The sequence below is a fragment of the Priestia sp. SIMBA_032 genome (assembly GCF_046535215.1).
Classification (GTDB): domain Bacteria; phylum Bacillota; class Bacilli; order Bacillales; family Bacillaceae_H; genus Priestia; species Priestia aryabhattai.
Genome location: NZ_JAWRXD010000005.1, coordinates 72,511 through 98,874, shown reverse-complemented (window position 1 = coordinate 98,874; position 26,364 = coordinate 72,511). Strand labels below are relative to the sequence as shown.

28 protein-coding genes and 1 riboswitch are annotated in these 26,364 nt (G+C 38.2%); of the genes, 7 read left to right on the top strand and 21 right to left on the bottom strand.

The window, feature by feature from the left end; all coding sequences use genetic code 11:
- Positions 1–48 precede the first annotated feature (48 nt).
- The 3 genes from alaP to SB717_RS17560 form a co-directional block, all read right to left on the bottom strand.
- Positions 49–1,452, bottom strand: a complete 1,404-nt coding sequence (gene alaP / locus SB717_RS17570) for an alanine permease AlaP (RefSeq protein WP_410904319.1) — start codon at positions 1,450–1,452, stop codon at positions 49–51.
- Between the two features lie 317 nt (positions 1,453–1,769).
- Entirely contained in the window at positions 1,770–1,928 is a 159-nt protein-coding gene (locus SB717_RS17565; RefSeq protein ID WP_016765258.1) for a DUF1540 domain-containing protein, read from the bottom strand.
- A 100-nt stretch (positions 1,929–2,028) separates the two neighbouring features.
- Positions 2,029–2,373: a hypothetical protein gene (locus tag SB717_RS17560; RefSeq protein ID WP_410904318.1), complete on the bottom strand. Its 345-nt coding sequence runs from the start codon at positions 2,371–2,373 to the stop codon at positions 2,029–2,031.
- Positions 2,374–2,436: 63 nt separating this feature from the next.
- A riboswitch (SAM riboswitch) is annotated at positions 2,437–2,538 on the bottom strand.
- A 121-nt stretch (positions 2,539–2,659) separates the two neighbouring features.
- Between SB717_RS17560 and SB717_RS17555 the strand changes: the two genes are divergently transcribed.
- Positions 2,660–2,956 (top strand): hypothetical protein, encoded by a 297-nt coding sequence (locus tag SB717_RS17555; RefSeq protein ID WP_098621136.1) that lies wholly within the window; start codon positions 2,660–2,662, stop codon positions 2,954–2,956.
- A 12-nt stretch (positions 2,957–2,968) separates the two neighbouring features.
- Here the strand turns inward: SB717_RS17555 and SB717_RS17550 are convergent, their stop codons facing one another.
- The 6 genes from SB717_RS17550 to SB717_RS17525 all read right to left on the bottom strand — a co-directional run bounded on the left by SB717_RS17550 (position 2,969) and on the right by SB717_RS17525 (position 8,675).
- The gene (locus SB717_RS17550; protein WP_410904317.1) at positions 2,969–3,415 is read right to left on the bottom strand and encodes a GNAT family N-acetyltransferase; all 447 of its coding nucleotides are present in this window, start codon (positions 3,413–3,415) and stop codon (positions 2,969–2,971) included.
- A gap of 80 nt (positions 3,416–3,495) precedes the next feature.
- Positions 3,496–3,936, bottom strand: coding sequence for a hypothetical protein (locus SB717_RS17545; protein ID WP_074677012.1), 441 nt, complete (start codon positions 3,934–3,936; stop codon positions 3,496–3,498).
- A 108-nt stretch (positions 3,937–4,044) separates the two neighbouring features.
- On the bottom strand, positions 4,045–5,034 hold the full coding sequence (locus SB717_RS17540) for a glycosyltransferase family 2 protein (RefSeq protein ID WP_098621139.1): 990 nt from the start codon (positions 5,032–5,034) through the stop codon (positions 4,045–4,047).
- Positions 5,035–5,046: 12 nt separating this feature from the next.
- Positions 5,047–6,732, bottom strand: a complete 1,686-nt coding sequence (locus SB717_RS17535) for a DUF6044 family protein (protein ID WP_410904316.1) — start codon at positions 6,730–6,732, stop codon at positions 5,047–5,049.
- 37 nt (positions 6,733–6,769) lie between these two features.
- Positions 6,770–7,192, bottom strand: a complete 423-nt coding sequence (locus tag SB717_RS17530; protein ID WP_074677018.1) for a GtrA family protein — start codon at positions 7,190–7,192, stop codon at positions 6,770–6,772.
- A gap of 157 nt (positions 7,193–7,349) precedes the next feature.
- A complete protein-coding gene (locus tag SB717_RS17525) occupies positions 7,350–8,675 on the bottom strand; it encodes a metallophosphoesterase (RefSeq protein WP_410904314.1) in 1,326 nt (441 codons plus the stop codon).
- A gap of 221 nt (positions 8,676–8,896) precedes the next feature.
- Between SB717_RS17525 and SB717_RS17520 the strand changes: the two genes are divergently transcribed.
- Positions 8,897–10,282 (top strand): protoporphyrinogen oxidase, encoded by a 1,386-nt coding sequence (locus SB717_RS17520; RefSeq protein ID WP_410904312.1) that lies wholly within the window; start codon positions 8,897–8,899, stop codon positions 10,280–10,282.
- A gap of 473 nt (positions 10,283–10,755) precedes the next feature.
- Here the strand turns inward: SB717_RS17520 and SB717_RS17515 are convergent, their stop codons facing one another.
- The 4 genes from SB717_RS17515 to SB717_RS17500 form a co-directional block, all read right to left on the bottom strand.
- Positions 10,756–11,607 (bottom strand): VOC family protein, encoded by an 852-nt coding sequence (locus tag SB717_RS17515; RefSeq protein WP_074677024.1) that lies wholly within the window; start codon positions 11,605–11,607, stop codon positions 10,756–10,758.
- A gap of 202 nt (positions 11,608–11,809) precedes the next feature.
- Positions 11,810–12,748 (bottom strand): MBL fold metallo-hydrolase, encoded by a 939-nt coding sequence (locus SB717_RS17510; RefSeq protein WP_410904311.1) that lies wholly within the window; start codon positions 12,746–12,748, stop codon positions 11,810–11,812.
- A 24-nt stretch (positions 12,749–12,772) separates the two neighbouring features.
- Complete coding sequence (locus tag SB717_RS17505) at positions 12,773–13,699, bottom strand: DMT family transporter (RefSeq protein ID WP_410904310.1); 927 nt, start codon at positions 13,697–13,699, stop codon at positions 12,773–12,775.
- Positions 13,696–14,178, bottom strand: a complete 483-nt coding sequence (locus tag SB717_RS17500) for a GNAT family N-acetyltransferase (protein ID WP_410904309.1) — start codon at positions 14,176–14,178, stop codon at positions 13,696–13,698. Before SB717_RS17500 ends, SB717_RS17505 begins: the two co-directional genes overlap by 4 nt.
- A gap of 219 nt (positions 14,179–14,397) precedes the next feature.
- Here SB717_RS17500 and SB717_RS17495 point away from each other — a divergent pair, with 219 nt between their 5' ends.
- On the top strand, positions 14,398–15,018 hold the full coding sequence (locus SB717_RS17495; RefSeq protein WP_013058667.1) for a LysE family translocator: 621 nt from the start codon (positions 14,398–14,400) through the stop codon (positions 15,016–15,018).
- 277 nt (positions 15,019–15,295) lie between these two features.
- Positions 15,296–16,729: an alanine/glycine:cation symporter family protein gene (locus tag SB717_RS17490; protein WP_074677033.1), complete on the top strand. Its 1,434-nt coding sequence runs from the start codon at positions 15,296–15,298 to the stop codon at positions 16,727–16,729.
- A gap of 59 nt (positions 16,730–16,788) precedes the next feature.
- On the opposite strand, the gene SB717_RS17485 is transcribed toward SB717_RS17490, so the two are convergent.
- The gene (locus tag SB717_RS17485; RefSeq protein ID WP_074677035.1) at positions 16,789–17,241 is read right to left on the bottom strand and encodes a CBO0543 family protein; all 453 of its coding nucleotides are present in this window, start codon (positions 17,239–17,241) and stop codon (positions 16,789–16,791) included.
- Positions 17,242–17,398: 157 nt separating this feature from the next.
- Complete coding sequence (locus SB717_RS17480) at positions 17,399–18,364, bottom strand: bile acid:sodium symporter family protein (RefSeq protein WP_074677037.1); 966 nt, start codon at positions 18,362–18,364, stop codon at positions 17,399–17,401.
- A gap of 290 nt (positions 18,365–18,654) precedes the next feature.
- On the opposite strand from SB717_RS17480, the gene SB717_RS17475 reads away from it, so the two are divergent.
- Positions 18,655–19,761: a mechanosensitive ion channel family protein gene (locus tag SB717_RS17475; RefSeq protein WP_074677039.1), complete on the top strand. Its 1,107-nt coding sequence runs from the start codon at positions 18,655–18,657 to the stop codon at positions 19,759–19,761.
- Positions 19,762–19,801: 40 nt separating this feature from the next.
- Here the strand turns inward: SB717_RS17475 and safA are convergent, their stop codons facing one another.
- From safA to SB717_RS17450, 5 genes are all read right to left on the bottom strand, one after another.
- Complete coding sequence (gene safA, locus SB717_RS17470) at positions 19,802–20,425, bottom strand: SafA/ExsA family spore coat assembly protein (protein ID WP_410904308.1); 624 nt, start codon at positions 20,423–20,425, stop codon at positions 19,802–19,804.
- A 137-nt stretch (positions 20,426–20,562) separates the two neighbouring features.
- Positions 20,563–21,927 (bottom strand): hemolysin family protein, encoded by a 1,365-nt coding sequence (locus SB717_RS17465; protein ID WP_048019911.1) that lies wholly within the window; start codon positions 21,925–21,927, stop codon positions 20,563–20,565.
- 612 nt (positions 21,928–22,539) lie between these two features.
- Positions 22,540–22,770, bottom strand: a complete 231-nt coding sequence (locus tag SB717_RS17460) for a YuzI family membrane protein (RefSeq protein ID WP_016765278.1) — start codon at positions 22,768–22,770, stop codon at positions 22,540–22,542.
- A gap of 114 nt (positions 22,771–22,884) precedes the next feature.
- Entirely contained in the window at positions 22,885–23,604 is a 720-nt protein-coding gene (locus tag SB717_RS17455; RefSeq protein WP_074677044.1) for an NAD-dependent protein deacylase, read from the bottom strand.
- Between the two features lie 12 nt (positions 23,605–23,616).
- Positions 23,617–24,015, bottom strand: a complete 399-nt coding sequence (locus tag SB717_RS17450) for a universal stress protein (RefSeq protein ID WP_013058676.1) — start codon at positions 24,013–24,015, stop codon at positions 23,617–23,619.
- 158 nt (positions 24,016–24,173) lie between these two features.
- On the opposite strand from SB717_RS17450, the gene SB717_RS17445 reads away from it, so the two are divergent.
- Positions 24,174–24,317, top strand: a complete 144-nt coding sequence (locus tag SB717_RS17445; RefSeq protein ID WP_176524066.1) for a hypothetical protein — start codon at positions 24,174–24,176, stop codon at positions 24,315–24,317.
- 29 nt (positions 24,318–24,346) lie between these two features.
- On the opposite strand, the gene pfkA is transcribed toward SB717_RS17445, so the two are convergent.
- Positions 24,347–25,306, bottom strand: coding sequence for a 6-phosphofructokinase (gene pfkA / locus SB717_RS17440; RefSeq protein WP_013058678.1), 960 nt, complete (start codon positions 25,304–25,306; stop codon positions 24,347–24,349).
- Between the two features lie 345 nt (positions 25,307–25,651).
- Here pfkA and SB717_RS17435 point away from each other — a divergent pair, with 345 nt between their 5' ends.
- Complete coding sequence (locus SB717_RS17435; protein WP_016765281.1) at positions 25,652–26,329, top strand: C40 family peptidase; 678 nt, start codon at positions 25,652–25,654, stop codon at positions 26,327–26,329.
- Positions 26,330–26,364: the final 35 nt, after the last annotated feature.

Sequence of the window (26,364 nt, the reverse complement as noted above, 5' to 3'; positions counted from 1 at the left end):
AGAACAAATAAAAGAAAAAACCTCTTTCCAAGAAAGAGGTTTTTTCTTTTATTTCACTAGCTTTTGCTCAGTTGCAGCTGAACTATGACTTCGTTTATGAAATCCTTTTGCATAGTACGCGATAATAAGACCGATAAACCATAATGGTCCGATGACAACTGCAATTCTTGTGTCTGGATTGTACGCCATAAGCACAACAACAAGCGCTAGGAACGCAAGTGACACATAAGACGTTAACGGAAATAAAGGCATTTTATATTTTAGCTTTGCCTCTTCACCTGTTTTTAACGTTTTGCGATACTTAATTTGAGAAAGCAAAATAATTCCCCACGTCCAAATCGCGCCGAATGTTGCAATGCTTGTTACCCACGTAAATACTTTTGCAGGCACAATGTAGTTTAACGCTACTCCCACTAATAAAGCACCCGCTGATGCTAAAACAGCTTTTCCTGGTACGCCGCCTTTTGTAAGCTGGCCGTACCCTTTTGGCGCTTCTCCGTGTTCTGCTAAGTTGAACAGCATACGGCCTGTACTAAAAATACCGCTGTTACAAGAAGAAAGAGCTGCTGTTAGCACGACAAAGTTAATAATGCCTGCCGCTGCTGGAATCCCGATTTTTTCAAATGTTAATACAAACGGGCTTCCTTGTGAACCGATTTCTTGCCACGGATAAATTGACATAATGACAAATAATGCACCCACGTAGAAAATAAGAATACGCCAAAAGACAGAATCAATTGCTCTTGCTAGAGATTTTTCCGGATTTTTCACTTCTCCCGCGGTAACGCCGATCATTTCAATTCCTAAATACGCAAACATGACCATTTGCAGCGACAGTAAAATACCTTTGAATCCGTGCGGGAACAGTCCGCCGTTGTCCCACAAGTTTTTAATACCCGTCGCAACGCCGCCGTTTCCGATTCCAAACACAATCATTAATACCCCAACGGCAATCATTAACACAATCGCTAAAATTTTAATAAGTGCAAACCAAAATTCCAGTTCACCATATGCCTTAACAGCTAAGAAGTTAACTGTTGTCATGATGACAAGCGCCGATAACGCCCAAATCCAGTTTGGTACATCCGGATACCAATATCCCATATAAATACCAACGGCTGTAATTTCAGCCATACATGTTACAACCCATAAAAACCAGTAGTTCCAACCTGTTAAATAACCAGCAAGCGGCCCTAAATAGTCGCGCGCGTACTTGCTGAATGAACCTGCAACAGGTTTTTGAATCGCCATTTCCCCAAGTGCTCTCATAATAAAAAACATAATCATTCCGCTAAATCCGTACGCCAATAATATTCCCGGCCCTGCTAATTTAATAGCAGATGCAGATCCAAGAAACAGCCCTACCCCTATGGCTGCTCCTAAGGACATCAGCGTCACATGTCTTTCTTCTAACCCGCGTTTCAATTCTTTCCCCTGAGTTTTCCCCTGCATAAACGTCTCCCCTTTTTCCAATCTGTCAAAACGAGATGAATACAGCCTCTTTGTTAGCGCTTTCATATAGGCTTATGCTAAAAGTGAGCTAGGCTGTATATTTGTATTCTATCACCTTTCTCTCACTTTTCTTTTGTCAAAAAACAAAAAAATTATCGTATCATTTTGTTTAAACACACAATTAGACGTAGACACTGCTTTTTTACTATGTATTTATTATTGCACCTAAGTAATAGTATTTTTTTAAAAATAGAAAAACGCCGACTCAATTCCGTCAGCGCATCGTTCATTTTATGCTTTTTTATAAAAACTAGCATTTATCTCGCGGGTTCAAAAGTTTTACAGCCAGGTTCTTCCGTTTCAGAAACATGGTGACTACTTTCAGGACTCACAACGTAAATGGACTCTGCACTGCATTTATTTCCGGATTTCCAATACATGCACTCATTCACTTCACATAATACACCTTGAGCCACTGTTATCCCTCCTTTTTTTGTCTTATCTATTTACTACCCGAAATATAACGCTTCTAACATTTACACGTAAAAAAACCGCTTGTTTATCAAGCGGATCTTTTTATTGGGTGTGTTCAACATACTGTTTTTTAGCTAGATATAACTCGCGACTCAGCGTAATCCGTCGTTCTCGCAGGTGCCTTAATTTAGCCTGAAACTGCTCATTAGTTGGCTCTTCTTGAATTAAGCGATACACAAAAGAAATATCTTCATTTAACTGTTTAAAATCTTCCCATATTTCTTGAACGAGTGCGGATTGTTTGTCTTCAAATGAACGATTTTGCTGCATTTTTAGCGCGGATAAAATTTCCTGCTGCCACGTTTCGTCTTTTAGTTCTTTTGCTAACAAGTATAGATCTAAATAATCATCAACGCTTAGCGCCTTTTGTATATTTTTCAATGTCATCACCTTTTCTATACGAAATGTTTCTTCCTAAGAAGAGGATTTCATCATAGAAAAAGATTCCTCTTCTTATCTGTCAGAGCTAGGCTATGCTGGAATTAGCACCATTCAATAATTGTGGTTGCTGAGGCTTCAAAGGGCCAGTCCCTCCACCTCTCTAGATAAGAATATTTCGCTTTTAAATTATTTCTGACTATTCTAATATGTTTTGTAGGTTACGTCAATAGCTTTTCAATAAAAAGAAAAAAGAAGTAAAATATGGTATGCTGTCATAAAGGATGGTGAGCACATGAAACGATATATGTTATCTGCTTTTTTGGGAAGCTTGCTGCTGCTTCTAAGCATTGCCTTTTCATCTACTTTCCATATTGCACTTGTCAAAATAACCGGAAGCATTGGAGGGATTATTTTAGCAGCAGCGGCTTTGATTATGAACACGCTTGAAGATCCCCCCGCCTCAGATCATACAGGTGGAAGAGCTGTTGAAGTACTAGATAAAGGCGCCGTTTGGGCTACTTATTTACTTTTACTTTCACTACCAAACCTCATCGCATGTATAACATCTTATGTTTTATGGACTCGCTGACATTCACCAACGTTACGGACGTTTTACCACCTGCAGGCTCATTGATATTTGTTTATCTACAAATCCAAGTTCGCGATACACGTGCTGTGCAAAATTCCCAGCATGAACGCTGAGCCTGATTTCAGGGTATCCTTTGATAGACAATTCATCAATTGCTTTTTGCATCAACGGCTTGGCTAGACCTTGCCCGCGGTATTCTGGTAAAACATATAACTCGTAGATAAAGCCAATTTCTGCTTTTGAAAAGAAGTCGGCAGATGTACCGACAAAAACCCATCCTGCGAGTTTATTTTCTTGTCTAGATACTAAATAATAACATCCTTTTTGAAGGGCATTATCAATTAATTCATTTACACGTTCAGTTGACGGTTGAAACTGATGCGTTGTTCCTTCAAACAGCGCATCAGCAGATTTCGTCCGAATTTCCTGTATTTCTTCTTCAGTAGCTTTTGCAATCATTACGATCTCTCCTTTCGTGTTCGTTTTCCACATGCGAGGATAAATTCCTGCAAAAAAAGTCTTCGCCTAAGCGAAGACTTTTATTTAAATTCAAAATGTTCTTGATGATTGCCCTGTTCATCCGTCCAGTTAATCATGATGTCTAAGCCTGCCGCTTTTCCAGGAACAGCAAAATTCGCATAGCGAAAACGCTGACCGCTTTTGCTTAAGTTAGATCTTTCAATAGGAGAAAACAAGCTGTATTTCGTCTTATTTTTTCCTTCGTGCCGAAAAGCTTGGACCTGCACGCGCTCTACGTCTTTTCCAATGTTTTCAACGGTTAATCCATATGTATGATAGACGTTATTTTTCCACTTTAGCTGATTATCTCCCGTCATGCTCGCTTTGGTCAGTTCAACCGACCATTGTTCAGATGATTTCTTCATTGGAAGCTTTTCAATCGAAAGAGCACTAACATGAATAGTTGCAAAAGCAAGCCAAACAAAACAAAAAGTGCTAGCTGTATAAAATAGTCTTTTCATAGATTTTAATCTCCTTAGAAATTTTAGTAGTAGCATTTCCTGTTACCTTAAAAATTATGATATGCGTTTTAACAAAAAAAGCCTCTCCATCCAGGAGAAGCTTCTTAATTAATGCATGAGCAAATCTTTTTGTTTGTCTAATGAGTGTTTTGTATATAAATCTCTTTCAATCGCATATTTAGGGCGCTGTTTCACTTCGTTAAAAATCTTGCCAATATATTCTCCGACAAGCCCTATTCCCATTAGCTGCAGGCCGCCTACAAGCCAAATTGATAAAATAAGAGACGTCCAGCCAATTTGCGTATGATCTAAATATTTTTGAATCAGCGCATAAATGCCAAACGCAACACTAAAGAGAAAAGAAGCTCCTCCAAGCAGCGTTAATAACCGTATAGGCGCTACGCTAAAAGATGTAATCCCGTCAAATGCAAAAGCGAGCATTTTCTTTAACGGATATTTTGATTCGCCCGCGGTCCGTTCTTTGCGGTCATATGTGACCTCCGTGGAGCGAAATCCTACTAATGGTACAAGGCCTCGTAAAAAGACGTTTCCTTCTTTGTATTTCATGAGTTCACCAAGAGCACGTTTGCTCATGAGACGAAAATCAGCGTGATTTTGAACGAGCTGAATTCCTAGCTTATTCATAAAACGGTAAAATCCTACTGCCGTAGTTCGTTTGAAAAGTGTATCGGTTTCTCTGCTGTCTCGAACACCATATACAACTTCATACCCGAGCCAATACTTCTCTACAAAAGTACGAATGACGCTGATATCATCTTGCAAATCCGCGTCAATGGAAATGACGCAGTCAGATTGTTGGTATGCTGCTTCTAGTCCTGCAAGCAAAGCATTTTGATGTCCTACATTTCGCGCTAGCTTTAACCCTTTTACAAACAAATTGCTGCAGCTTTCTTTTTCAATAAGCGACCACGTTCTGTCTTTGCTTCCATCGTCTACAAATAAAATGGTACTTTCACTTGATACAAGTCGTTCATTTATCAGTTCTTTTACTACGGTAGTTAATTGAAAAGATGTCTCTGTAAATACTTCTTCTTCGTTGTAACATGGAACAACAATCGTTAAAATAGGTCTGTTCATGTTATTGCCCCCTTACTTTGCTTCATATACATACACTTTCCAAGCGGACTGTTTATCATTAAATGCTTTTAAAAAGTGCAAACCATCACTTTCAGCATTTTCGATTGGAACGGCTGAAAAAATATAGCGACCGTCCATTTTTTTAAATTGGCTGATATTAAGCTGCAAATGATGGATTTTTTTCGTTGAGTCTTTTCGATAATCATATTTTTTCCCTAGCTCGCTAACAAACACATAGCAGCGGTTGCCCCAATGATCATAGTAGCTTTCTAGTTTTTTATTTTTATCAAGCTCTTTTGCAATAATTTTGCGAAACTCATGCTTATACGTTAACGGATAGAAGTTGTTATACGTATCTAGCGTATAAAAGCCATTATACTGAGCAATGGATGGATGAAGCCCTATGCTTGCTACGCGATAAGATGATTTAGGTTTTCCAATATACCTGCTGATTTCATCAAATTGATGAACAGCATAAAATTCTTTGACTGAAGGCTCGTGATTATAGCGATAGTAAAGTTCAGGATTCGCTATAAATAACACAAGCAGCTGCAAAATCAAACACACCCACACAAATTTTTTCCACGCCTTGCTCCTTTTCCATAAAACATAGCCGCCAACGGCAAACATCAAATAAATAATGAGCGGGCGTAAAAAATGAAATCTAGCAAAGTTGAACGTATTAAAAAGCTGATATTTTTCTTTTAGCGGCTCCCATCCTTTATAAAACCAAAACGCATACCAAATCGACAGTAGTAGATTAAGAATAAATAACTGCAAAAACGTTTTTTCAAGCTTTTCCTTGCGATTTCGAGCAACAAACCACAATACGATAAAAGAAAGCGGTAAAATGACAAAGGTATGAAGCGTCATTACATGCGTATGCCCGAGCGTATAGTTCTTCAAAGCAAGGCGAACGGAATGGCCAAAGCTTAGAGTAGAGCTTAAAAATTCATTTCGACTCGTCGGGGCCTCCGGAAATAAAAGCGAATCAACAAGCCGGTATTCAATGAGCAGAAAGACAGCGGTCATCGCTGCAATACTGCTTAAAAAAGGAATGTTCCACGCTCGCTTTTTAACTGCATCTCTTAGCCACAGCATTCCCATCGCGGTTAAAAAGAAGAAAAACCCTAGCACGAAGCTCGCGTAAAACGGAAGCAATAATAGAGTAAGCCATTCCTTCCACGTTCCTTCGCGGTTTCGAATGGTTAAAAACGCCCACAGTGCCAGCGGCTGTCCTAATGTACTCAGCATCCCCGAAGGCCAAAAAGGCGTAAGTGCAAAAGCAAGTGATACAAGCACTCGAATCGCATAAGCATCCTTGCTTTTAATAAAATGCTTTTTTAATAATAAATACATTCCAATTAAAGCAAATACGCGCGTAATCGTTTGGCTGAGGCTGTACGCAAGCATGGTAGGAAACAAACCATACAGCCACTGAATACCGCTAAATTCTGTTCCAAACGTATTCCTTGGCAATCCGTTAATAATTTGAGGTAATACGGCATGACTGGAGCCAAACAGCTCTCCGCTTCGATGCAGAACTTTATACCACGTAATATTTGAGTCTAAATTATCATGCACGCGTATATGCGAATTTTCCCCAAGCAAAAACATAGGAGATACATACGCAAGCAGCAAAAGGAAAGCGATAATAAGCAATGTTTTTTCTTTATTCATAGCTGTTTCTTTCTTCATCTGTTAACACCTATTTCCATTTCATAATTACTAAAAGCTAATCGTGTACGACGACTGCTTCTTTTTTTGCATTAAATACAAAGTATTTTTGACCCGTATAATTTAAAAGCGTATACAGACCTGTTCCGATTAATATACCGACGTCTTTTTTGAACGGACGCACAGCAGTAGGAAGTTGGTGCAATAACCAGCTGGAAAACTGCAGTCCAATATAGTAAGACAATCCGTAGCAAACGCCAATAACCAAAATAAACCGCAGTATGCTTTTGGATAAATGAACTCCGCTTTTAAACGTAAATATTCGATTTAACACGTAGCTGACGACTGCTCCTACTGCGTTTCCGATAAACGTTGCTGCCCAGTAGTGATGAAAAATATGAAGCAGCACATACATAATGGAAAGGCCTACTGCTGTATTGACCAGCCCTACTACTAAAAAACGTACAAAAGATCCTTTCATACAAACTCCTTTTGATTTTGATACTTTCATTAAAATTACATATTATGACTTTAAATACAGTTTCAGTGTAGCAACTCCATTTAAAAATCTAATGAAAATAACATTAAAAACAGATGAAAAAAACTAAAAGAATCAATAAAAATCAGGATTCTTTTAGCTATTTAGTAGAGCCTTCAATGATTAATTTTTGGTCGCTTTGATTGTCAAACGCATCCACTGCCGCTACTTCTATTTGATACGCAGTATGAGGCTGCAGACCCGATAATGGAAGACTTAGAACATCCGGAACAGGATCGCTGTAATATTGAGAAAATGCATTGTATGTTTTGACCACTTTTCCAGTTTCTTTACTTTTGACGGTAATGCGATAAGAGTGAACCATCAGATTATCCACAGCCTGCGTAAACTGAATATAAAGCTGATTCGATGAAGCTTTTTCTTGTATAACAGAAATAGTAGAGCTTGGAAGAAAAATCGGTTTTACTAAATCTCGTTCATTCGTGTAGTGAAACTTTTTTGCATCTGCAGGTATGTCAATTTTCCACGCTTCTCCCGTCCACTTATTTGCATGAAAATCCCGCCTTTTAACGACTACTTTTCGATTATAAACCTCTACAAGAAGACCTTGACTCACATCTCGGTAGCCAGGAGGAAGTTCACCTTGTAAATATCCAGCACCAGGCCATATATACCGAACAGAAGACGTTGCAAGAGATGTAAAATCTCTTTGAAAAATAGTACGAGGATCGTCCAACGGATGGTGGGTATGTCCAGAAAATGTAATGACTTGCGGATAAGATTTTAACGTATTGTAAAGAAGCAGTTCATTCACTTCTATCCCCCATCTGTTTTTCCCGTACAGTGTATTGTTAATAGGCTGATGAATAAAGACAAAAATCGGTTTTTTAGGATTATCTCGCTTTGCTATCTTCAGCTGTTCAGCAAGCCAGTTAATTTGTTTGATTGAATAATCACCGGCGGTCAGACGGCTTTCTGTTCCAAGCATGATAAAATGATATCCTTTTATCACTTGATGAAAATAAAGAGCCTTCATTTTGGTTTTAGATAAAAAACGCTGCTGCGCTTGCTGATTAGTTACGCTGTCCCGGTATTCATGATTACCAATCGTAAAAAGAGATACGGCCTGCGGCTGTTTATTTTGATTATAAATAGAAAAAAAGCGGTCGTATTCTTTTAACGCGCCTGTATCAGCCAAATCTCCTACGACTACAAATGCATCTTGTTTCGGTGCCTGTTCATTTAACTGCGTTAATGCATGTTGAAAAGTACGCAAATCAAGCGTTCCTGTTTCCTTAATATGAACATCACTGATCACAGGAAAAACTAGCTTTGGTTCGATGTATCCGCTTCGTCCGCTCTTCTCTTCAGCTCGTACGTTTAAGGTAATACCGCATATAAGAACACTTATTAATACTAAAGCGAGCCAGTCTTTTTTCAGCGTTTCCATAAAACCGCCGAGCATGATGCTTCCTCCTTTCTTCACTGCTGCGTCTCAGTCATTTTCTCTACGTGTATGAGCTTTTATTTTATGTAATTTCAAAATATCTAATCGTATAGTTTCAATATTTCTTTTCGTGTTTGCACACACTATGTTCACAATCAATTCATTACACTTTTCCTAGTCATAGTGGTATGATTTTCGTATATTACAGACTAATTGTTGAAAATGTAGGAGTGAATACTTTGAAAACGGTCGCTGTTATTGGAGGAGGAATTACGGGCTTAACCACTCTGTACTATTTGCAGAAACTAAAACAAGAACGTAACCTTCCGCTTAAATTATTATTACTAGAGCAAGATTCCCATCTAGGAGGAAAAATTAATACGCGTGAAGCTGGGGAATTTATTATGGAAACAGGAGCGGATTCTATTGTAGCTCGAAAAGAAAACGTTATGCCTCTGCTAGAAGAGCTGTACTTAACAAACGATTTAGTCTATAACGAAACGGGCAAATCGTTTATTTACTTTGCTAATGAGCTGCTTCCAATTCCTGAAGATACCATGTTCGGTATTCCAACAAGCGTGGAATCTCTTTTTAAAAGCGAGCTGATTTCTTCAAAAGCTAAAATTACAGCTTTAAAAGATTTAATCACTAAAAATACAACGTTTACGAAAGACAGCTCAATTGGACTCTTTTTAAAACATTTTTTAGGACAAGAGCTAGTAGAAAAGCAAATTGCACCTATTTTATCCGGCGTCTACTCTGGCGATTTAGACAAACTCACGATTTCTTCGACTCTCCCGTATCTGCTCGACTACAAAAACACGTACGGCAGCATCATCAAAGGAATGGGAGCCAATGAAAAAAAATTTAAAACGGCAGGAAATAAAAAATTCATTTCGTTTAAACAAGGTTTATCAACAATTATTCACCGCTTAGAAGAAGAGCTTTCTGATGTAACGATTTTAAAAGATACGCCAACCACCAGCATAAAACAGTACGGTGAGCGCTATCAAATCACTACGCTGGGGCAAGCCTATTCAGCGGATTACGTTGTGTTAGCTACACCGCACACGGCTGCTCAGCATCTGTTGAACGATCCCGAATTAAACGAAGACTTTGAGCAGTTAAAAGATTCTTCTCTCATTAGCGTGTACATCGGCTATGACGTTCCAGACGAATACCTTCCCGCTGAAGGCACCGGGTTTATTGCCTCTCAATCAAGCAACTTAACTGCCAATGCCTGCACGTGGACGAGCAAAAAATGGGCTCACACTTCTAAGCGAGGGAATTTGTTAGTTCGCCTGTTTTATAAAAGCACGAGTCACCACTTTGACAGCCTGCGGACGATGTCAAAAGAAGAGCTGCTAGCAGTGGCACAAACCGACATTGAAAACAGCTTAGGGATCAAAGAGCAGCCCATTGAAAGCGACGTAACAAATTGGGATAAATTGATGCCTACCTATCACCTTAAACACGGTGAACTCGTACGCAGCTTGACCCGAAAATTGCATGACAAGCACCCCGCTATTACATTAGCCGGCTGTTCTTATTATGGAGTAGGCATTGCAGCTTGTATAACAAACGGCAAACAAACGGCCGAAGCTATCTCTCAACAGTTGACTTGAACAAGGTTTGAAAACAATAAAAGGCCTGAAAATAAATATATTATTTTCAGGCCTTTTATTACCTTTTCGTTAGCATATAAAGCTACTTTCCTTACTATTAACAACTCTTTTATCGCTTTTCTTTTTGCAAAGCAGCAGTAGCAAACAATACAAGATAGCGCTCGTCTGAAGTTAATCTAAGCCAATGTTTCACTTTATATCTCACAGGTTTCCGCTCCCTTCCTTCAAGGTTTTATATGAAAAGACTTTATATAAAAATTCAATAACGATAAGAAATGATGCTTGATATGTATTTTATTCCCACGCCCGCTTGTTTACAAACTTTTTTAAACGTAAGACTCTTCGTTTATTTCCCTGAAAATAACACCGTTTTCGTCATTATCCTCTTAATATTTGAGAAAAAATGTACACTTCTTGTCTATTTTGACGAACATTGCGATAAATAAAAGCTGCCAATTGCGGCAGCTTTTATGTTAAAGGACTAATCTAATTATATTGCCTGATGGATCTTTTGTGAAAAAATCTTGGTTTTCTTTAGAAACAGCTGCTCCGATTTCACGAAGCTGATTTATTGCCTGCTCCCTTGCTTCTTCAGATGGAAAAACAAGTGTAAATGACTCTAAACCAACGCTGTTTTCAAGAGGACTAGGCGCTCCGATTCCATTCCAAACGTTTAGTCCGATGTGATGATGATAGTGCCCAGTTGAAATAAACAATGCTTGATTATGGTAATTGCTCACAACCTCAAAACCTAATCCATTTTGATAAAAGTTTTCTGTTTGCTCTAATTCAGAAACATGAAGGTGAATATGTCCCATTAAGGTAGCTGAAGGTAATCCTGTCCATGGTTTACCGTTTCCTTCAGATAATACCGCTTCTGCATCTAAAGGTTTTGTAGCCATTACTACTTCACCGTCATTCCATTCCCATGTACTTGACGGACGATCTCGATAAATCTCTATGCCGTTTCCATCTGGATCTGCCAAGTACAGCGCTTCGCTCACTAGATGATCAGACGCCCCTTGAAGCGGATAACCGCTATTTAACAGATGCTGCAGAATACTTCCTAAATCAGAACGAGTCGGCAACAATAGAGCAAAATGATATAAGCCTGTTGTACGAGGCTGTTTTGCTTTAACGTTTTCCGGCTGTTCAATCGATAAAAGCGCCGTGCGTCCATCAGCTGTTAACAAAGCTTTGTTCTCTTTTCTACCTAAAAGTTTAAACCCGATTATTTGCTGATAAAAAGCAAGTGAACGCTCTAAATTTTCTACTTTTAAATTTACTTTCCCAACAAATACATGGGGTGCACGGTGAAAGTTCATGATTATTTCTCCTTTTGAATATATCATTTTTTAGTTAACTTACTTTATGTAACTCATTATATTTTTATAACTTTGTTTCGTCAAGTTATTTATTTTACTATCATAACTTAAAACTTATATCACAGCACAACCAATTGAATAAGCCCGCCTGCTCATACTATAGTATGAACAGGCGGGCTTATTTACCATTATGCACAAACTATCAAAACAGTTCTCTGCTTTTACGTTTGACATTTCCATTAACAAAATACTGTATTCTCTCTTTTTGCTCATTTGTTGGCTTCTTATACGTTTCACATTCAAACTGAAAACATGCTTTTTCTAAATCGACTTCATTTCCTACAATTTCTCCAATCGCACTCAATTGATTTAAATCTCGCCAAAGTTCCTCAGAAGTTTCAGGGTCAAAATGAGATGAAAGATAATACTGCGCATCATATGTTTGAAGTTCTCTTTGAATCCGCTCAAGGTCTTCTTTATCATAACTCCAGTCACCGCTATAAAAATCTGGACATAGACAATCACCTAAAAACACGACTTTTTCTTGGGGTATGTAGACAATGGACGAGTCCTGCGCGTGTACCCCTCCAATATGCTGAATGCAACAAGTTATTCCACCCAGGTCAACTTCCATATGATGATGAAACGTTACGTCCGGCTCCTGTAAAATTAACGCCTCTCGACACGGCATTTCTTTCTTTATCATATCCCGGCAAAACTCGATTTCTTCCCCCTCCTGAACGCGTTTATCCAAGGAATCATCGTCCCAGCGCAGTGTCTTTAAATAGGCCAGCTTTTTCTTCGTTAAATGATGGCTGATTGTATACTTGTTCATTGCATGAATGCCAAATGTATGATCCCAGTGCCAATGCGTAATAGCTACTCCTTTGATTGGAGGAGCTCCCATTTTTTCCACTTCTTCTAAAAATGATGATGCATGCGCAGGGGAATTCCCAGCATCTACGACGAAACTATACTTATCCCCGCATATAAGCCCGAGTACCGGTCGATCCGTTTCTTTAGAGTGAGGAAAGTAATAAACGTGGTCCGTTAGTTTTTTCAGCATATTTACACCTGCTTTATGTAGTTTAATAAAAACCGCTTCACTAAATGGTAAATAATGATAAATAAACTGTATCATACTCGGTTCTGCTTGCCTATCCCATTAAGTGATATTCGACTTCTCTTGAAGAGCTATGACTTTTTCCGGCTCTGCTGCTTTGTACTTTAAGAAGATCATCACACTAATCATCACAATCATTCCTCCCACTAGCTGAGAAGCGGTTGTCATTTCTCCAAGCAAGAAATAAGCTAGAATGATGGCACCAATTGGCTCTCCTAAAATAGCCATTGAAATCGTTGTAGCACCTACATACTTTAACAGCCAGTTAAATAAGGCATGACCAAAAATATTAGGAATAAGCGCTAAAAGCAAAAAAATCCACCAATCTTTTGAGTCATACTGAGTGAGCGATACATGTGTCCAAACATTGTAGAAAAATAGCACCAGGCCACCGATTAAAAAAACGGCGAAGCTATAGATGATTGAAGGCATTTTCCTGCATAATTCTTGCCCTGCCAGCATATGAACAGAAACGGCCACTGTACCTAAAACAGAAAGCAAGTCTCCATAAAGAGCCGTTTTAGATATTCCGATATCTCCCGATGCAATAATTACCGAGCCGCTAACAGCAATTAGAATACTGATGATTCCTACTTTGCTTGTTTTTTCTTTAAATAAAAAATAAGCTCCTATCACTACGAAGACCGGCTCAAGCGCAGTCAAAATCATAGCGCTAGCAACTGTTGTATGTGAAAAAGACTCCATCCAAAACAGAAAGTGAAGCCCTAAAAACACGCCTGATACAGCTAGCATTAGCCATTCTTTTACCGTGCTGTTTTTAAAAAGAATTTTCATTTTCCTCCATGGTAAAAACGGTAAAAATAAAAGGACCGTAAACAGCAGTCTATACATTCCTAAAATAGAAGCAGGGGCGTCCGACCATTTAATTAAAATAGAAGAAAAAGAAACGGCTAATACACCGATTAAAAGAAAGACAGGAGGCGGTAAAGAAAGAGTTGATTTATTCATGCCATTACTCCTTTTAGAATCTCTTTTTTCATATTTACTACAGGAATATCCACTCCGTCTCTATGTACGATTTCTTTTTCCTCTATGTAAAAGCCGATTGATTCATACAAAGCTATATTACGAGAAACACTCATTCTCACCTTGCATGATAAACTTTCCTTGCCACACTCTTTGGCGTATATCTCTAACCATTGAATAAGCTGTTTAGCCATTCCTTTTCCTTGAAAAACAGGAATAACAGACAGGCGGTAAAAATATAAGCTCGTTTCTTCTAGCTTAAAACGCGCCATCGCTACCGGCTTATTTTCGACGTATAAAATGACAGCTTCTTTTCCGTGTTTTAACGATTGCATAATAGATTCCGTTGTTTCATCAAGAGCACTGGATGGTGGAACAGAATCGCGATAGACGGAGAAGGCTTGCAGCATAAGATCGTGAACTGTAGCAGCGTCCTCTGGCTGTGCTAAACAGTACTTCATAAATTTTACCCTCTTTCTATAAAAATTAAGTATATCGGATTATTATACAGCACCACCTATTTTTTTCCTACATCTTTTATTGATTTTCATTAGGATAATAACCTCTTTTTATACTTTTATGCCTTCTTAACTTTACTCCATTAATCTATTAATTCATTAGCACACACTCTTGAGAACTTTTTGTCGAAATGGTTAAAATTCTGTTGGGAGGGAATCATCATGACATTTTCTTGGCTTATACCTTACATAGCCGTGTCACTTATCATTGTCTTAATACCAGGACAAGACATGATTTTTGTAATGACACAAAGTATTGCTTCAGGCGTCAAAGCAGGCATCAAAACCGTATTGGGATCTATTACGGGAACATTTGTACATACTCTTTTAGCCGCAGTGGGGCTATCTATTATCTTTCAGAAATCAATTATTGCCTTTACGATTCTAAAGGTTGTAGGTGTTCTGTACCTGCTGTTTTTAGCATACCAATCGTTTCGAGAGAAAAGCGGTCCGCTGGAATTAACAGAAAACGTTCAGCAGCACCATCACTTTAGAAAAGGATTTGTTAGCAACTTAACCAATCCAAAAGTAGCTATTTTCTTCATTACGTTCTTACCGCAGTTTGTTAATTCGTCTCTTGGACATGTAAGTTTGCAAATGATTTTGTTTGGTATCATCTTTATCGCCGAAACGCTCATCATCTTTTCACTTATTGCACTATTTGCTTCAGGCCTTGGGAAAAAAGTCAAAAAAAGCCGTATCTTTCAGCACACATTAAAATATGTAAAAGGAACGGTTTTTGGCGTACTTGGCCTAAAACTTTTATTTTCTAGCAACAATTAAGTAAAACAAAATGAAAATTCTTTCATCCCTGCTGTTATCGCCTTTTCATACCCGCTTCATTTGTCATATCACCCTATTTTTCCATGTGAGGTTAGTTGACAAAAGACCAAAATTATTATTTTATATATATATAAGGTTCAGATTTAGCAACAAGATTCGACAAGGATAATGAAGAAAAACAGCGGGGAAATAGGGAGATCTATCTAAATAGAGGGAAAATTCTATAAATTCACGTTTTTTATTATTATTCTACTATAATTCATGAAGAGGTGAAACTATGCAAGAAGTAGTTCAAGGTTTTGTTAGTTCAATCAACGAATTTCTTTGGTCCTACTTACTGATTGCGATGCTGATTGCATTTGGTTTGTTTTTTACATTCAGGTCAAAGTTTTTACAAATTCGGTTATTAAGAGAAATGGTTCGTGTATTAAAAGAAGGTGCGGATAGCTCTTCTAAAGACGGAATTTCGCCATTCCAAGCGTTTTGTATCAGTATGGCAGCCCGCGTTGGTACGGGGAACATTACAGGTATTGCGATTGCGATCGCTTTAGGGGGACCTGGTGCTGTATTTTGGATGTGGGTGCTTGCCGTTATTGGTTCAGCTTCAGCATTTATCGAAAGTACGTTAGCACAAATATACAAAGTAAAAGACAAAGACGGTGGCTTCCGAGGCGGACCGGCTTACTATATGGAAAAAGGGTTAAAAAAGCGCTGGATGGGCGGACTGTTTGCTGTCTTAATCACTTTATCCTTCGGCTTAATTTTTAATGCTGTACAATCGAACACGATTACTCTTGCGTTTGAAAATGCGTTCGGAACGAATCGCCTAGTGTTAGGAATTATTATGACAGTGGCTTTCGCTGCCATTATTTTTGGCGGAGTTAAGCGTATTGCAAAAATGTCAGAATACATTGTTGTGGTACTAGCCGTTGCCTACATTGCAGTAGCACTCTTCATTATTATTATGAACATTCAAGAAATGCCTTCTCTTATTGCGTTAATCGTTAAAAATGCCTTTGGTTTCGAGCAAATTGCTGGCGGTTCTCTTGGAGCAGCTCTTATGCAAGGAATTAAACGCGGATTATTCTCAAACGAAGCAGGTATGGGTAGTGCGCCAAATGCAGCCGCAGCTGCAACAACAAGCCACCCGGTAAAACAAGGATTAATTCAAGCCTTTGGTGTATTAACAGATACGCTTATTATTTGTAGTAGTACTGCCTTTATCATTTTGCTTTCAGGTACTTATACAAATAAAAATTTAAGCGGTATTGAATTAACACAAGCTGCTTTAAGCACTCACATTGGTTCTTGGGCAACAGGTGCTCTTGCAATTATGATTTTCCTATTTGCTTTTAGTACATTAATTGGTAACTACTACTACGGAGAAACAAATATTGAGTTCTTGAACACAAATAAAGCTTGGCTGATGACTTATCGTGTTGCTGTACTTGCCATGATCGTGTTCGGTTCTATTTCTCAAATTCAGCTTGTATGGGATTTAGCAGACCTGTTTATGGGCTTTATGGTAGTAGTCAACTTAATCGCCATTCTCTTGCTCTCAAAAGTGGCCTTTGCCGCACTCAAAGATTATCTTGCCCAAAAGAAAGCTGGAAAAGACCCTGTCTTCTATCAAGACAGCATTTCTGGACTTGATAATATTGATGCATGGGATCATTCAAAAGATAAATCTAGCTCGAAAGAAGCGATCTAATAAAAAAAGCCGTGAATATTCACGGCTTTTTTATTGTGCAAATTTACTTCTTTTTTCTTTTAATGAAGCAGTCTAAGACTAACCAAATACCTATAGTATAAATAAATCACGCCGTACGGAATCCAGTAGGAAAAAAATGTCCAGCCTAGATTCCATCCGTTTCCGTATGTAACTTTTTCCACATACACATACGTTCCTTCTAAAAATGTTGTAAACAGCGTAATAAGAAAAATAAAAAAATGCGGTTTTCCAATTCGCTGGATTAAAAAAATCATATAGCTCGCCAATACAGGATAGACGCCTAAATTAAAAGGCAGCGCTTCTAATGCTTCATTTTCTAAAGAAGTCCGGAGTTTCCAAAAGCCATAATAGCTCCCTAATTCATTGATAACGATTGCTAAAATACAAAAAGCAGTTCCTACTAAAGGCAGTAAACGACGATTTTTTGGATGTAAATAGAGGGTGCCAAAAACCCAAGGTAAAACAAATACCAGCGCTATATTGATAAGCAAGAATATCCGACCTTTTTCTTTCTAGTATGCCACACCGTACCTTTTTCTAATCATCTCATCATCCTGAACGCAACAAGTGTAAAAGCACCTTATCTCTGATCGTTAAAACAGAGTGCTTACTTTATGATTACTGCGGTTCGTCTTTTACTTCTTCCATTTATTTCAATGAAACAAATTCAGCGTCTTTTTTCTGGTAATAGTTTTGAACTAAACGCCCTGATAAAGCAGCCAATACCTGCTGAAATAACATCCCTAATACGACGGGTACAGCAACGGGAGCTGGAAAATAAGATACGGCTAATACAGCTCCAGCGCTAATATTTCTCATGCCTCCGCAAAACGTAAGCGTCACAACTTTTGCTCGGTCCCATCTTAGCCATTTGCCAATCATCCAGCTGAAGAAATAGCCAGCTGAACTCATTAAAAAGACGATCACGATAATAAACAGCAGTTTTTTATCAATATGTTTTAAATAAGGTGCAATCACTCCCCCATTTATCATAACCATCACACTTAACCCTATTTTCGAAACAGGTGCCAGCTTTGGTCCTAATGTCTGCTTAATTGTTCCTTTTGTATATTGATTTAAGCACATGCCTAACAGAGATGGTAGGACAATCATAAAACATAAATCTTTGACTAACTTTAGCGCTTCCAAATGCACGGTGTCTCCAACCACCAATAAAAGCGTATAAGGAACGATAAGCGGCGCTAAAAGAGTATCAATTAAAATAATGGATAGCGCAAGAGGAATGCTTCCTTTGTAAATCGAGACCCATATAAAACTAGTCACTCCTGTTGGAATAATCGCTGCTAGTAAAAGGCCCGTGCTTGTAAATACATCATGCGGAAAAATCACTTGACCAACGCTCCAAGCCCACGCTGGCATAAAAATATGTAAAACAAACAGGGCCATAAAGATTGGAAATGGACGGTGTATGGTGGCGTTTAACTGCTGAAAATTTGAGTTTAAACTTCCTGCAAACGTCATTAATGCAAAAAGCCATGGAATTAAAAAAGTATACTGACTTAATGACGAACCGATAAGAACTCCTATGAGCAAGCTGACCGGCGTAATAAACGGCATCAATTTTTCTAGCATTTTATTTAATTGACTTAACAAAGCTTCTCCCTCCAACGAACGTTTTAAATAAATAATAAGATAAATTAACGTTTATAATATCACCTATTTATTATACAACTTATGTTCAGACTATTGTCTGTCTCTTTTACTAAAAAGAGATATATTCATAATTATCACTTAAATAGATTTACGGGTATTTTTATGCTATTTTAATAGGGAAGAAGCTTTTAAAAAGCATGAATTTAGGGTACAGTACATTCTACATAGACATGCTTCAATTGACGGATATAAATGAACTGTAGCACAGTTTTGGTAATTAGGAGGATTGTATGGATTTTTTAAAGTCTCTGTCATCGTTGGATGATTGGAAAAAAATCGTGATTGCGATTGGGATCTTTCTGATCTTTTTGATTCTTCGCAAGCTGTTCACGACTTATTTGTTTAAGTTTATTATTGGTTTTGCCAAAAATAAAAAAATCAATTTAATTACGAGCGTTTTAGAAGCTTTTGAAAAGCCGCTGCGCTGGATTTTTGTGATTATTGGTTTCAAGCTTGCTCTTCCCTATCTTCCCTTTGATGTTTTAACAGCTGATACGGAAAGACATTTAGTTCGTTCAGCTTCTGTTGGCCTTGCAGGATGGGGCTTGTATAATTTAGCTGCTTCTACCAATTTATTTTTTGCAACGTTTGCCAAAAATTTTGATATCCAAGTGGATCGAATCATCATTCCTTTTATTGAAAAGTTCATCCGCATCGTTGTTGTTATGCTTTCTATCTCCATCATCGCAGAAGAATGGGGTTTTAACGTAAACGGCTTTGTAGCAGGTCTTGGCTTAGGTGGTCTTGCTTTTGCCCTAGCCGCAAAAGACACCGTTAGTAATTTATTCGGCGGAATTGTGATTATTACCGAAAAGCCTTTTACCATTGGAGATTGGATTAAAACACCGAGTGTTGAAGGCGTTGTAGAAGATATTACATTTCGAAGTACCAAAGTTCGAACGTTCGCTCAAGCAGTCGTAACGGTTCCAAATGCTACTCTTTCTAATGAGCCTATTATCAACTGGGCTAAAATGGGGAAACGTCAAATTGCCTTTCATTTAAACTTGAATTATAATACACCAAAAGAAAAGTTAGAAACCGTAGTGTCAAGAATTAAAAAGATGCTGACTGAGCACGAAGAAATTCACAATGAAACGATTCTGGTTAACTTTGACGGTTTTTATGAATCCAGTCTAAATATCTATCTGTATTTCTTTACAAATACAACCGTTTTTGCTGATTATTTAGATGTAAAAGAAAATATAAACTTCGAAATTATGGACATTCTCGAAGAAGAAGGCGTAGAATTTGCTTTCCCTACGCGCACACTCATCGTTGAACAGGACGGAAAGCTCTCTGGCAATCCAAAAGAATTTCTAGAAAGTGCTCGAAGTTAAAAAAAGCTGACTTAGTAGTCAGCTTTTTTTCCTTTCTTTTTTAGTTTGAAATGAACATTTGAGTCCAGTAATGACCGTAGCTTCCGCCTTTAGCGTAACCTACTCCGATTTCGGTAAATTGACTTGATAGTATGTTTTTACGGTGACCTTCGCTATTCATCCATGCGTTAACCACTTCTTTTGGAGTTGCTTGTCCAGCAGCGATATTTTCACCTGCTGTACTGTATGTAATACCAAATTTTTTCATCATGTCGAACGGACTTCCATATGTAGGCGATGTATGACTGAAATAGTTTTTATCAATCATATCCTGCGATTTATAGCGAGCAACGCGAGCTACTTCCCAATTAGATTTTAAAGGTTTAAGCCCTACTTTAGCACGTTCTTGATTCACTAGCTGAACCACTTGCTCTTCGTATGAACTTCCCGCTTTATCTGTTGGTATGGTAATTTTTTGTCCTGGGTAGATAGAATTAGGATTTTTAATAACAGAGTTCGCTTCAATCAGCTCGGAAACGCCAACCTGATATTTTACTGCTATTTTCCACATCGTATCGCCCGATTGAACGGTATGTACGGTTGCTGCTTGCGCAGTGTTATTAAGACCAAAAGCTAGAGTGACAGACAACAATGTTACTAATAAAAGTTTTGATAGAGTTTTCATACTTTTATTAAAGCAAATTGATTTCAAGATTCATAGCGGTAATATTATCCCATAGTTCCATCATATTACTTTGTCATCTTCCCTCAACATTTTCTTTATAAAAAAGGCGCACTGCTCTTTCGCAATGCGCCTTCTTATTATGAAGATAAAGCCTGTGACTGGTTCATGTCCGACACATTAACCGCTTCATCCGTACTTTGATGCACCTGGCGTTTTTTGATCACATCAATATATTGAATGTGATGGCCTTCCATTTTCGTAACGGTAAAGTCATACTGATCAAAGCTAAGGCTTTCTCCTTGCTTGACGTCATATTTTTCCGTCAAGACCCAGCCTCCAATTGTATCAACATCCGTATCATCAATTGTTGTGCCAAGCAGCTCGTTAAGCTCACTTACTAATAGCTTTCCATCTACAATATAATGATCGGGTTTGACTTTCTGAATTAATGGAAGTTCATCCGCATCAAATTCATCCCGAATTTCACCGACAATTTCCTCTAAAATATCCTCTACTGTTACAATCCCTGCAGTTCCTCCGTATTCATCAATTAAAATAGCCATATGGATGCGTTCACGCTGCATCTTAAGCAATAAATCATGAATAGGAATCGATTCAATTACTTCAATAACAGGACGGATATACTGTTTTAAATTTATTTTTTCCTTGCTGTTGTTCATAACAATCTCGGTTAAAATCTCTTTCATATTGACCATTCCAATAATATGGTCTTTATCTCCATCAATGACCGGATAGCGGGTAAACCGCTCTTCTTGGACCATCTCAAGGATGTATTCGACCGTATCTTCCTGGTCAATCGAAACGACTTCCGTACGCGGCACCATAATCTCCTTGGCAACGCGATCATCAAAGTCAAAAATTTTACTTACATATTTAAACTCCGATTGATTGATTTCACCGCTTTTATAGCTTTCTGATAACAAGATGCGAAGCTCTTCTTCACTGTGTGCAAGCTCATTTTCTGAAGCAGGCTTTAGACCAAATAACCCTGTTATTAAACGAGAAGAACTGTTTAATAGCCAAATGAAAGGATAGGTTACTTTATAAAAAAGTATAAGCGGACGAACAAATAATAAAGTGACTTTCTCTGCTTTTTGAATTGCAAATGTTTTCGGAGCAAGCTCTCCGACCACAACGTTTATAAATGTAACAACCGCAAAAGAAATCGCAACAGATAGTACTTTTGTTAAAGCTCCGCTTATCCCTAGTTGATCAAGTAATGGTGACAGGAGATGCGAAATTGTAGGCTCTCCTAACCAACCAATTCCCAGCGCAGTAATCGTAATACCAAGCTGACACGCAGATAAGTATTCATCTAAATTTGAAATAACTTGCTTCGCAGCTTTTGCATTGCTGCTCCCTTCTGCTATAAGCTGATCCACTTTGGAACTCCTCACGCGAATAATCGCAAACTCGGTAGCAACGAAAAAAGCAGTTAATGCAATCAGTACCGCTAGTAAAATCAAGTTAAATATGTCCAATCAAGTTCCTTAGCTCGTTTAAAAACGAGTAAGGACTCACCTCCTAAAAAATAAAAAATTTGGATAAAGAACTCTATCCCTGTACTGATCACTTGGAAAAGTGCATATAAGGAGGAATCACATGATAAATGTATAAACATTTTTATATGGAGCAAAACTGCCAGTCTTTCTTCCTTATCTCACGTTTCACTCGTTAATGTAGCAGGTCATTCTTTATTCAGCTGTTCTAGATGTGAAGCAATGGCTCACATCGCTTCATTTCATGATGTTGCTTCAGCGCTGATTCTCTCTTCCATTCATTTATAAAAAATTTAGTAGTTTACAATCTTTATAAAGTTAAAGTCTGTTAACGTCTTAAAAGAGCGATTATGTGATAAAGAGCGATATGCGTGAAGCAAATGTAGGTTTATATAATACTGTATTGTACGCTTTGACACTGGTGCATATAATGCTACTTCGCCAACGTGGTACACTGCCCCATCCAATCACCTCTATTTCCGTATATCTAAAAAGAATAAGGAATAATTATCCTATTTCTTTTTAAACTTATTGACTTTATTTTAAATGTTAAAAACTTTTCAGTCAAACGTTTTAGTTAGTCTCCTGCCCTTGCTATTTACTGGTGCGGCGATTTTTAGCAGGTAAATAAAAGCTTGCTGCTACACAAAAAAAACCAAGGACAAAACAGATAATTGGGAGTTTCATACCTATCGCTTCAGCATAATAAGTGAGACTCCTTCCGTGGATAGGGACAAGATTCATTTCAAAAATCAAAGTCAAAACAGCTGTCACTTTGAGTGCAATACCAACAATGAAGAGACAAACTCTCAAGCCTCCACTCATATGCACAAACATCCCTTCTATCCATTAGCGAATGGATGATGTACTACACCATATGATACATCCCTACACTTTATCACTAAATGCTAAAAAAGCGCTATGTCCATGCATAGACGCTTATAAATTTGCGACCACTTGTCCAATGGAATCATAGATAACCAAATCAAACAAATAATCGTAATGCGTAGGTTCTTTATTAATCATCACCATGTTTGTACGGTTGTACCGGCTTACAAGCAGCGGAATCTGATTAATCGGTGCTACTTCAAGCGATGAACCAAGCACGATGAATAAATCAGATGAGAGCGCTGCTGTAACTGCTTCATCGAACTGATGAATGGCATCTCCAAAAAGAACAACATTTGGCTTTAAAAGGCGCTCACACGCTGTACATTGCGGGAGAGCTGACTGATTTAAATATGCTAAGTCATACTCTTCTTTACAGTTCGGACAATGAGCTCGTTTAATGGACCCATGAATTTCAAAAACGTTTGTGCTTCCTGCATCTTGGTGCAAGCCATCAATATTTTGCGTAATTACATGCACGGTTTTGGCTTCTTCTAGTTCAGCAATAAAGCGATGGCCTGTATTTGCTTTATACTGATGCAGCATTTTAATATGAAAAATCTCTTTAAACAGCGGCCAAAATTCATGAGGATACTGTTCATAAAAGTCAGCAGCTACTACGTCCACAAAGCTTTTGTTTTGGCGATATAAGCCATTTTGAGAGCGAAAGTCCGGTATGCCTGACTCTGTGCTCATTCCTGCTCCTGTGAAGAAACAAATGTGTTTAGCATCATCAATGAGCTGTTTTAATTCTTTGTACTGTTTTGACATTGCGTTTCTCTCCTATTTAACAATTAGCACAGGAATGGTTACTTGCTGTGCAATTTTAGAACTCACGCTTCCAAGCAACATGCCTTTTACAGGATTTAACCCTCTGCTTCCTATTACCACAAGGTCAAATGAATTTTGATTAGCAAATTGAATCACTGTTTTAGCTGCGTCTCCATGCATAAAGGTAATCTCATACTCCACGTTTCCTTGCTTTAAGATTTCATCCGTTGTATGTATCCGACTTTCCCGTTCCTCGTCGCGGCTAAGTGATTTTAACCTTGAATCACCCTCTACTGCATAAATAACTTGAATAAAACTGTTTTCCGTCAGCTGAGCCAGCTGAACGGCTTTTTCTGTTGCTTTAGCTGCATGCTCTGAGCCATCTGAGGCAAGTAAAATTCGTTTAAACATCACGCTTCCTCTCCTCTTTTATAAAATGGTCTTCTCTCTTTACTATATCACTCGCTGTTCAAATGTAATCATTTTTTTGATTATTTCTATAATTTTTAAAATTATTTGTCTACTTTTATGATAAACTGAAAGAAAACGTGTACAGAGGGGATGAACCAATGTTTGGTTTTGAATTAATTTGCACTTTTTGCAAAGGACTCGGAAAGCTAGCCGTTATTCCTGGTATCGGTTACATGAAAACATGCAAATACTGCGAAGGGACAGGCATGCAATCAAAAAAAGACGAAACTCCTTCTATATAAGAAGTTTCGCCTCATCAGCAATACTGTGATTAGATTGAAAGTTCTTTAGATAAACGGTACATATCAGCATTGATATGGTGAGGTTCACCTAAAATTTCCATAATATCGTAATCTACAATTTCATTTTTACGGATACCGATTGCACGGCCGCCTTTACCTTCTAGCAGAAGCTCGACTGCACGACCGCCGAAACGGCTTCCTAGCACACGATCTTGAGCAGTTGGGGAACCGCCGCGCTGAATGTGTCCTAATACTGTTACACGTGTTTCAATACCTGCAGCTTCATGAAGCTGTTTCGCTACTTCATTACCATTGGCTACACCTTCAGCTACCACGATAATGCTATGCTTTTTACCGCGCTCTTGTCCTTTTCTCAAACGATCAACCATTTCTTGGAACTCATCTTTTGCTTCTGGAATAAGGATTGTTTCCGCACCGCCAGCAAGACCTGACCAAAGAGCAATGTCTCCTGCATTACGACCCATAACTTCAATAATAAACGTACGTTCATGAGAAGTCGCCGTGTCACGGATTTTATCAATTGCATCGATAACCGTATGAAGAGCCGTATCAAATCCTAATGTAAAATCTGTTCCTGGAATGTCGTTATCAATTGTTCCTGGGATACCGATACAAGGGAAACCAAGCTCTGTTAGTTTTACAGCTCCCATATATGATCCGTCTCCACCAATAACTACTAAGCCTTCAATACCGTGCTTCTTAAGGTTTTCAATACCTTTTAAACGCCCTTCTTCTGTTTTGAATTCTGGACATCTTGCAGAATAAAGCATAGTTCCGCCGCGTTGAATGATGTCACCGACATCTCCAACTTCTAGCTTTTTAATATTTCCTTCTATTAACCCTTGATATCCTTGATAGATACCGTAAACTTCCATACCTTCATGAATTGCTTTACGCACAACAGCACGAACCGCAGGATTCATACCTGGAGAATCTCCGCCGCTTGTTAATACACCTATTCTTTTCATTACTTTCACCTCATCAAAGTCACATACATGACTACTATATTATAGTTCTACATTTTACCCGAGTTCGAACTTTTTGTGTAGTAATTCACAACATATTTCTTTGTTAAATTTTAAATGTACATACTTTTTCATATCTTTTAGTTATTTACCGTCAAATATTCAAAGTTTTTCTAGCAATATTGCACATCCAAAGAACCCTTTTAGTTACAGCTTTTATAAGACTATATTCACCTTTATATTTCATTTTTTTCATATATGTAATGAAATTGTAACGTAGAACACTGTCGAAAGATGATATGATGAATTTACTCAAATCAGGAAAAATTTTCAGGGGGTACTAGTTTTATGAAAAAAGTAATAGCAGCTCTTACGCTTGCTGGCGTTATTGTTTCTACTAGCCCGATTGTCAGCCAAGCGGCTCTAGGCGACCAAACGCTTCGCCAAGGCATGAATCACCAAGATGTTAAACAACTACAACAAACGTTGAAAAATAAAGGTTATTTTAAAGGGAATACGACTACATACTTTGGGACTGTTACAACTTCTGCTGTAAAATCATTTCAGCGCAAAAATGGACTAGCAGCAGATGGTATTGTCGGAAAAGGAACGTATGCTAAACTAGGCGTTTCAGCAAAGGGCAAATCGCCTTCTAGCTCAGCGCGCTATAACCCTAACGCAGTGATTAACAAAGGAAAACAGTATATGGGCGTTCGATATCGCTGGGGCGGAACAACGCCAAGCGGCTTTGACTGCAGCGGTTTTATTGGCTATGCGTTCAAACATGGCGGCGGTGTTCAGCTTCCTCGAACAGTAGCTCAAATTTATCAAAAAGGAACGCGCGTCTCAAGTCCAAAAGCTGGGGATATTGTGTTTTTCCAAACCTATACAAAAGGGCCTTCTCATGCAGGAATTTATTTAGGAAATAACCAGTTTCTTCACTGCTCTTCATCTAAAGGTGTGAGCATCTCTTCTCTGAAAGAGAGCTATTGGAGCAAACGATATTTAGGTGCTAAAAGAATGTAGTTTCGATAAAAAGGGTAGGCTGTGCGATTTTGATG

Coding starts and splice junctions, on each gene's coding strand:
- alaP (WP_410904319.1), bottom strand. CDS start 1,452: ATGCAGGGGAAAACTCAGGGGAAAGAATTGAAACGCGGGTTAGAAGAA.
- SB717_RS17560 (WP_410904318.1), bottom strand. CDS start 2,373: ATGACATTGAAAAATATACAAAAGGCGCTAAGCGTTGATGATTATTTA.
- SB717_RS17555 (WP_098621136.1), top strand. CDS start 2,660: ATGAAACGATATATGTTATCTGCTTTTTTGGGAAGCTTGCTGCTGCTT.
- SB717_RS17550 (WP_410904317.1), bottom strand. CDS start 3,415: ATGATTGCAAAAGCTACTGAAGAAGAAATACAGGAAATTCGGACGAAA.
- SB717_RS17545 (WP_074677012.1), bottom strand. CDS start 3,936: ATGAAAAGACTATTTTATACAGCTAGCACTTTTTGTTTTGTTTGGCTT.
- SB717_RS17540 (WP_098621139.1), bottom strand. CDS start 5,034: ATGAACAGACCTATTTTAACGATTGTTGTTCCATGTTACAACGAAGAA.
- SB717_RS17535 (WP_410904316.1), bottom strand. CDS start 6,732: ATGAAGAAAGAAACAGCTATGAATAAAGAAAAAACATTGCTTATTATC.
- SB717_RS17530 (WP_074677018.1), bottom strand. CDS start 7,192: ATGAAAGGATCTTTTGTACGTTTTTTAGTAGTAGGGCTGGTCAATACA.
- SB717_RS17525 (WP_410904314.1), bottom strand. CDS start 8,675: ATGCTCGGCGGTTTTATGGAAACGCTGAAAAAAGACTGGCTCGCTTTA.
- SB717_RS17515 (WP_074677024.1), bottom strand. CDS start 11,607: ATGAACTTTCACCGTGCACCCCATGTATTTGTTGGGAAAGTAAATTTA.
- SB717_RS17510 (WP_410904311.1), bottom strand. CDS start 12,748: ATGATACAGTTTATTTATCATTATTTACCATTTAGTGAAGCGGTTTTT.
- SB717_RS17505 (WP_410904310.1), bottom strand. CDS start 13,699: ATGAATAAATCAACTCTTTCTTTACCGCCTCCTGTCTTTCTTTTAATC.
- SB717_RS17500 (WP_410904309.1), bottom strand. CDS start 14,178: ATGAAGTACTGTTTAGCACAGCCAGAGGACGCTGCTACAGTTCACGAT.
- SB717_RS17495 (WP_013058667.1), top strand. CDS start 14,398: ATGACATTTTCTTGGCTTATACCTTACATAGCCGTGTCACTTATCATT.
- SB717_RS17490 (WP_074677033.1), top strand. CDS start 15,296: ATGCAAGAAGTAGTTCAAGGTTTTGTTAGTTCAATCAACGAATTTCTT.
- SB717_RS17475 (WP_074677039.1), top strand. CDS start 18,655: ATGGATTTTTTAAAGTCTCTGTCATCGTTGGATGATTGGAAAAAAATC.
- safA (WP_410904308.1), bottom strand. CDS start 20,425: ATGAAAACTCTATCAAAACTTTTATTAGTAACATTGTTGTCTGTCACT.
- SB717_RS17460 (WP_016765278.1), bottom strand. CDS start 22,770: ATGAGTGGAGGCTTGAGAGTTTGTCTCTTCATTGTTGGTATTGCACTC.
- SB717_RS17455 (WP_074677044.1), bottom strand. CDS start 23,604: ATGTCAAAACAGTACAAAGAATTAAAACAGCTCATTGATGATGCTAAA.
- SB717_RS17450 (WP_013058676.1), bottom strand. CDS start 24,015: ATGTTTAAACGAATTTTACTTGCCTCAGATGGCTCAGAGCATGCAGCT.
- SB717_RS17445 (WP_176524066.1), top strand. CDS start 24,174: ATGTTTGGTTTTGAATTAATTTGCACTTTTTGCAAAGGACTCGGAAAG.
- pfkA (WP_013058678.1), bottom strand. CDS start 25,306: ATGAAAAGAATAGGTGTATTAACAAGCGGCGGAGATTCTCCAGGTATG.
- SB717_RS17435 (WP_016765281.1), top strand. CDS start 25,652: ATGAAAAAAGTAATAGCAGCTCTTACGCTTGCTGGCGTTATTGTTTCT.